This is a genomic window from Streptomyces sp. NPDC004051, from assembly GCF_053604275.1.
Map to the genome: position 1 here is coordinate 117451 of NZ_JBSGHG010000017.1, position 6676 is coordinate 124126.

General features: G+C 75.0%; 5 protein-coding genes. All 5 read right to left on the reverse strand.

Annotation, left to right across the window (positions count from 1 at the left end; all coding sequences use genetic code 11):
* Nucleotides 1-66: 66 nt before the first annotated feature.
* Nucleotides 67-930, reverse strand: a complete 864-nt coding sequence (locus ACWEQO_RS19530) for an alpha/beta fold hydrolase (RefSeq protein ID WP_361460947.1) — start codon at nucleotides 928-930, stop codon at nucleotides 67-69.
* Between the two features lie 206 nt (nucleotides 931-1136).
* Nucleotides 1137-2030: an enoyl-CoA hydratase/isomerase family protein gene (locus ACWEQO_RS19535; protein WP_452984578.1), complete on the reverse strand. Its 894-nt coding sequence runs from the start codon at nucleotides 2028-2030 to the stop codon at nucleotides 1137-1139.
* Nucleotides 2031-2071: 41 nt separating this feature from the next.
* Nucleotides 2072-3862: an ATP-dependent acyl-CoA ligase gene (locus tag ACWEQO_RS19540; protein WP_452984580.1), complete on the reverse strand. Its 1791-nt coding sequence runs from the start codon at nucleotides 3860-3862 to the stop codon at nucleotides 2072-2074.
* Nucleotides 3859-5574, reverse strand: a complete 1716-nt coding sequence (locus ACWEQO_RS19545; RefSeq protein ID WP_452984582.1) for a CocE/NonD family hydrolase — start codon at nucleotides 5572-5574, stop codon at nucleotides 3859-3861. Before ACWEQO_RS19545 ends, ACWEQO_RS19540 begins: the two co-directional genes overlap by 4 nt.
* The gene (locus tag ACWEQO_RS19550; protein ID WP_452984584.1) at nucleotides 5574-6470 is read right to left on the reverse strand and encodes an SDR family oxidoreductase; all 897 of its coding nucleotides are present in this window, start codon (nucleotides 6468-6470) and stop codon (nucleotides 5574-5576) included. The genes ACWEQO_RS19545 and ACWEQO_RS19550 overlap by 1 nt, the downstream gene beginning before the upstream one ends.
* Nucleotides 6471-6676 lie beyond the last annotated feature (206 nt).

The following is a 6676-nucleotide window of genomic DNA, read 5'->3' on the forward strand; positions in this document are numbered from 1 at the left end:
GGAACTTCAGGGGGGCGAGGTCGTGGGCGGCTGCGATTAGCTGTGACCAGCCGTGACCAACTGTGATCAGTCGGCCTCCGGCCGGGTCCGCAGGGCCTTCAGGAAGGCGATGATCAGCCGGTTGACCTCTTCGGGACGGTCGAGGTTGGCGACGTGCCCGGCGCCGGGGACCAGGTGGAACTCGCTGTTCGGATCGCGTTCGCTCCACCGCCGCATCGCGGTGCGGACGTTGCCCGTGCCGTCGTGTTCGCCGCAGAGCAGCAGTTCGGGCTTGTCGACCCGGTAGGACGGGTCGGGCGTGACCGTGCGGGTCATGCCGTCCCAGGTGGTGAGGAAGGCGCGCCGCCCGTTCGCCACGAAGGCCTCGCGCAGGTACTCCTGGACCCCGGGATCCTGGGCCGACGCCTGGGCCATCCAGCGGGAGAGCCGGTGGTAGGGCATCAGCCGCATGAGGGCGCGGGAGAGCGCCAGCCGGCGGTGCTCGCCCCGCGTGATGGACAGGGTGTTGGAGGTGGAACCGATCACCACGAGCGCGGCGACGTCCTCGGGGCGTCGGCGCAGGTACTCCTGGGAGATGTTGCCGCCCATCGACTGGCCAAGCAGCACCACGTCCCCGCGTACCTCCGCGGCGTCCAGCAGCGCCCTCAGGTCCTGCGCCGCGTAGCCGGTCCGGAACCTGCCGGTGGCGGAGGCGGACGCTCCGTGGTAGCGCACGTCCCAGCGCAGGGTGCGGTACCCCGCGCGGACCAGCGCCGGGATCTGCGGATCGAACATGCGGTGGTCGGCCCCCGCGCCGTGGGTGAGGGCGACCGTCGGACGGTCGGGTCCTCCGGCGGTCCAGTAGTGCAGCCGGGCACCGGAGACGACGGCGCTGTGCGCCGTCTCCTCGACCGGGGCCCCGACGGCCTCGCCGCTGCTGACGCCGGTCATCGGACGGACCCCCCGTACGGGCCGCCGACGAGCCTGGCGGAGGGAGGGGGAGGAGAAGGGAACAGAAGGAGCAGGGGGGCGGGGGACGGCGGGGTCGCCGCAGGGCGGTGCCGCGGTGCTTCGTTCATCGGACTGCTTTCTTCGTCACGGTCACAGAGGGAGGCGGTCCCGCCCGGCCGGGGCCGGGCGGGGGGAGCCTCGCCCGTTCATCCCCCGGTGAAACGGGGCGGCCGCTTCTCCGCGAACGCGGCCATCCCCTCGCGGGCGTCGGCCACCGTGGCGTGGGTCTTGAGGTGGTACGCGTCCTGGAGCCGCAGCCCGTACTCGGCCGGCTGCCCCCAGCTCCGCTCCCGCAGCTCCTTGAACAACCCCACGGAAGCGGTCGGCAGCGCCGCGAACCGGCCTGCCAGGGCCGTGAGTTCGCCGTCGAAGTCCTCCGGTTCGCAGAGCCGGTCGAACAGCCCCAGGCGCACCGCCTCGGCCCCGGAGACCATGCGCCCGGTGAGGTAGATCTCCGTCGCCCGCGCCGGACCCGTCAGCCGGGACATGAGGACCACGTTCCCCACGTGTCCGACCCCGGCCAGGCAGCTGCCGATGGCGGCGCGGGTGTCCGCCAGGCGGAAGTCGGCGGCGCAGGCGATCTCCGCCCCCGCGCCCGCCGCCGGTCCGTTCAGCCCCGCCACCACCGGCTTGGGGAGGTGCAGGATCGCCTCGCAGACCCGCAGGTAGTGGGCGTCCGAGGTGACGGGGTCGAAGGGGGTGTCCACCCGGTCGCCCAGCCGCCAGCGCCGTACGCTCTCGACGTCGTCGCCCGCGCAGAACGCCCCGCCGTTACCGGTGATCACGACCGTGCGCACCCGGGGATCGTCCCCCGCCGCCATCAGCCCGAGCAGCAGATGGCGGGAGAGCGTCAGATCGAGGCTGTTGCGGCGGTGCGGCCGGTCCAGCGTCAGCGTGGCGACCCCGCTCTCGAGGCGGGCACGCAGCGGCACGTCCTCCTTGCCGTCCACCCGCTCGGCGAAGTCCGCGAAGGACTCGGTGGCGGCCCCCGCCCACTCGCCCGGGTGCGGCTGCCGCGTCCGGAACGCTTCCTGGCTCATACGACCTTCACTCATACGGCCTTCACTCATACGGCCTTGGCTCATACGATCTTCTCCCTGCGGATGCGGATGCCCGCGGCCTCTCTGTCCCAGGTCCCGGCCGTCACGCCCTCGGCGCGCAGCGTGTGCTTGGTCGGTTTGCCGGTGGGGGTCTTCGGGATCTCGGGCAGCACCCGGACGTAGCGCGGCAGCATGAAGTGGGCCAGCCGCTTCCTCAGGAACTCCAGCAGCTCCGCCGGGTCGACCGGCGAGCCGGCATCGCGGCCCGCCACCACCAGCAGCACCTCGTCCTCGCCCTCGTCGCCGGGCACCGCCACCGCCGCGGCCTCCAGAACACCCGGGTGGGCCACCGCCTCGGCCTCCACCTCGAAGGAGGAGATGTTCTCGCCGCGCCTGCGGATGGCGTCCTTCTTGCGGTCGACGAAGACCAGACCGCCGTCCGGGGCGCGCCGGAAGGTGTCCCCGGTGTGGAACCAGCCGTTGCGCCAGGCCGCCGCGGTCTCGGCGGGCCGGCCGAGGTAGCCGCTGAGGAACGACCAGGGGCGCTGTGCGCGCAGCACCAGTTCGCCCGTCTCGCCGTCCGCCACCTCGCGGTCGTGGTCGTCGACGATCCGGGCGGTGATGCCCGGCCGGGGCTCACCGCAGTGCATCGGGACGCCCGGGGAGGGGTCCGGGGCGGAGAGCACCGGACACGACACCTCGGTCATGTTGAACAGCGCGCGGACCGACACCCCGAACCGCTCGGCGAACTCCGTCGCCCCCTCGGTGAACGGGATGACGTAGGCCGCCCGCAGCGGATGGCCGGTGTCCTGCGGCAGGGGCGGCTGCTTGAGCAGATAGGTCGCCATCACGCCGAGCAGCGTGCACAGGGTCGTCCCGGTGCGGCGGATCAGCGGCCAGAACTCGCCGGTGGAGAAGGCGGGCACGACCGTCACCGAACCGCCGTGCACCAGCATCCCGTACGCGCCGATCGTGCCGCCCGCGTGGAACAGCGGCAGTTGCAGCAGATAGCGGTCCTCGGGCCCGGCCATGCCGTGGAAGGCGGCGGTACAACTGCTGTAGAGGTGCGCGTAGGAGGAGACGACCCCCTTGGACGGGCCCGTGGTCCCCGAGGTGTAGACGACGGTCTGCGGGTCCCAGGGCTGCGGCGCGGGCGACGGCTCGGTGAACGAGGCCCGGTCCCCGCGCAGCCCGGTCAGCACCCGGAACCGTGCGGAGAGCCGGTCGGCGAGCGCCCGGACCTCACGCGGCGCGTCGTCGGGGCCCGGCAGCAGGACCACCGTGCGCACCTCCCCGGCACCGTCGGCGGCCTCCTCCAGCCGGGCGGCCAGCGAGGGGCGGCAGACCAGCACCCGGGCACCGCTGTCGGCGATCACCTGGTGCAGGATCGCCCCACGGTAGGCGGTGTTGAGGGGGACCAGGACGGCGCCGGCCGCGTTGGTCCCGTACCAGGTGCGCAGCGCGTCCGGCCCGTTGGGCAGCCAGCTCAGCACCAGGTCGCCCGGGGCGACGCCGAGCGACTGGAGCGCGGCGGCCGTCTCCTCGGTCTCCCGGAGCGTGTGCGCGTACGTCCAGACGTCACCGTCCGGCATCAGCGCGTAGGGCGCCTGCGGGGTGTCGGCGGCGCGCCGCCGGAGCAGGGGCCCCAGCACGCACTGCTCGGCGGTCGGCAGCGCGTCGGAGGCCGGGTCGAGCACATCGGCCGGCGGCCCCGGGGGAGCGGGCCGGGCCGCCGGGTCGCGCTGGACCGGTACGGCGACGGGCCGCCCGGCGGCCGGCAGGGGCCGGTCGGCCAGGGGCGCGGGGCCGGGCCCGCGCTGTCCGGCGCTCACGAGGCCTCCCCGGCGTCCGGCGCGGGCAGGGTCTGCAGCCGGAGCACGCTCCGGTAGGGCCCTCCGTACCAGAGCGACTGCCGGGCGGTACGGCTGTGTCCGGCCTCGCCGACCGGACCCGGGACGTTGGGGTGGCGGTCCAGGTGCGGGAAGTTGCTGCTGGTGACGTGGACCCGCAGCCGGTGCCCGGGGGCGAAGCGCCACGCCGTGTCCCCGAGCAGGACGTCGGCCTCGTACGGTTCGTCGGGCGCGCCGTCCCCGGCGGCCTCCAGCCGGAGGCTGCCCTCGGCGACCAGCAGGGAACGTCCGTCCGGGTGGACGTCGGTGAGCTTGGCGACCACGGCGGTGGCGGGCGCGTCCGAGCCGAAGCGCAGCCGCAGCCGCTGCCGGCCGACCACGTCCAGCGGCTCCGCCAGCGGCTCGGAGGTGTAGCAGAGCACGTCCGGACGGCCCTCCAGATGGGCCTGGTTGAGCGGGCCCGCCGTCAGCCGGCCGAGCTGGAGCACCCGTCCGCCGTGCGAGGGGACCGGGTCCTCCGGGTCGTAGGTGAACGTGTCGTGGCCCGGGCCGCCTTCGGGCGGTGAGGGCAGCAGCCTGCCGCCGTCGGGCCCTTCGGCGGGCCCCGCCAGGTACCACGGCGAGTCGACGGCCCCGGGCGGCGGCCAGGCGGCCGCCCGGTGCCAGGTGTCGTCGCCGAAGAGGAAGTACCGGACGTCGCCGGCCGGGGCGGGAGCGGGGTCCGGCCGGTCGCCGGCCGGCCGGAGGTGGCGGTCGAAGAAGTCCAGGTGCAGATCGGCCAGCCGCGCCCCCTGCGCGGAGCCGTACGGGCCGGTGTTCACCTCCCCCTGCACCTGGGGGAGTTGGCCGGAGTGCACCCACGGTCCGATCACCAGCTCGTGCCGGCCGGGCGCCGGGTCCTGGGCGCGCACGGCGCGGTGCAGCTCGATCGTGCCGTAGGAGAACACGTCGTACCAGCCGCCCACCGAGAAGGTGGGGACGCCGACCTCGCCGAGCCGGTAGTCGGCCATCGTCGCCACGCGTCCCGCGAAGATGTCCCGCAGCCTGCCGGGGAAGCCCTCGAAGTCCAGGACGGCGGCGAGCGGCCAGCGCCGCAGCGGCACCTCGGGCGTGGTGAGCAGCTCCACCACCTCGGCCACGATCGCCCCGTCGACCGGGTCGCCCGCGGCCGCCCGGCGCTGCACCCACTCCAGCGCGGTCAGCCCGAGCCAGCTCGTGAGGTGGTCCAGCCGCAGGGAGCCGCCGAGCTGCTCGGCGTCGAAGGGGGCCGAGGTGGACATGGCGGGTGCGAGGGCCCGCAGGTGCGGCGGCTTCTCCATGGCGGCCAGCCACTGGACGATGGCCTGGTACGAGGTGCCCGCCATGGCCACGTTGCCGTCGCACCAGGGCTGTCCGGCGGTCCACTCGACGCTGTCGTAACCGTCCGGGCCCTCCTGGGCCCAGTCCAGCGGGGCCCACTCGCCCTCCGAGCCGAACCGGCCCCGGGTGTCCTGCACCACGGCCGCGTAGCCCCGTTCCACGCACTGGGCCGGGGTCAGGGTGGCCAGCCCCAGCTGCGACTTGCCGTACGGGGTGCGGAAGAGCACGGCGGGGCCGGGCGGGCCGTCGGCGGGCCGCCACACATCGGCCCGCAGCACCGTCCCGTCCCGCATCTCCACCGGCACGTCGTGCTCGATGAGGGTGGTCCTGCCCATCAGCGGGTCTCCTTCGCGGCCTGTCCGGCGCCCTCGGCACGGGACCTGGTCAGATGGCGGGTCATGGCGCCACCGGCGGCCGCCCGGCCGGCCGAGGGCTCGACGCGGACCAGCGGGCCGACGCTCATCCGGGCCGGCCGGTCCAGGAGCCACGCGACGGTGTCCGCGATGTCCTCGGGAGTGAGCACCTCCTCCTCCGGGACCCCGAGGTCCGCGGGCCGGGCCGCGAGCCGGGTGGCGACCCAGCCCGGGGCGACGGTGACCGCGCGGACGCCGTGGTCGCGGTTCTCCTCGTGGACCAGCTCGGTCAGCCGTTGCACGGCGTGCTTGCTGACGCCGTAGCCGCCGCTGCCCGGCACCACCTCGCAGCCCACGCCCGAACCGATGGTGACGATCCAGCCGCAGCCGCGCTCCCGCATGCCGGGCAGCACCTGACGGGCCAGCAGGAACGGCACCGTGAGGTTCACCCGCACCTGCCGCTCCCAGTGGCGCTCCTCGGTCTCGTGGACGGGGGCCAGCCGGATCGCGCCCGCGCTGCACACCAGCAGGCCGACCGGGCCCAGCGCGGCGGTGGTGACGGCGACCGCCTCGGCGGGGGCGCCCGGCTCCGCCAGGTCCAGGGCCACCGGCAGCGCGGTGCCCCCGCTCGCGCGGATCGACTCCGCGACCTCCTCCAGCTCGGCCTTCCGGCGTCCGACCAGCGCCACGGCGCTGCCGCGCGCGGCCAGTCGGCGGGCGACGGCGGCACCGATCCCGGAGGAGGCCCCGGCCACCAGCGCCACCGGCGGGGCGCCGGAGGGGCGGGCGGGCGCCCCGGACGCGGCGGCGGGCACGGGCACGGCCTGCGCGCCGGTTTCCGCGCCGGCTCCCGTGTTGGCTCCCTCGTGAACTTCCACGCCGGTTGTCGTGGCGGCTCCTGCTCCGGTCCGCGCGCCGACTCTCGCGCCGGTTTGCGTGTCGGCTTCCGTGCTGGTCTGTGTGTCGGCTTCCGTGCCGGTCCGCGTGCCGGTTGTCGTGGCGGCTCCTGCTCCGGTCCGCGCGCCGACTCTCGCGCCGGTTTGCGTGTCGGCTTCCGTGCTGGTCTGTGTGTCGGCTTCCGTGC

What these genes read in the sequence shown, in the direction of transcription:
- ACWEQO_RS19545 (WP_452984582.1), bottom strand. Translation starts at nt 5,574, where the DNA reads ATGGGCAGGACCACCCTCATCGAGCACGACGTGCCGGTGGAGATGCGG.
- ACWEQO_RS19535 (WP_452984578.1), bottom strand. Translation starts at nt 2,030, where the DNA reads ATGAGCCAGGAAGCGTTCCGGACGCGGCAGCCGCACCCGGGCGAGTGG.
- ACWEQO_RS19530 (WP_361460947.1), bottom strand. Translation starts at nt 930, where the DNA reads ATGACCGGCGTCAGCAGCGGCGAGGCCGTCGGGGCCCCGGTCGAGGAG.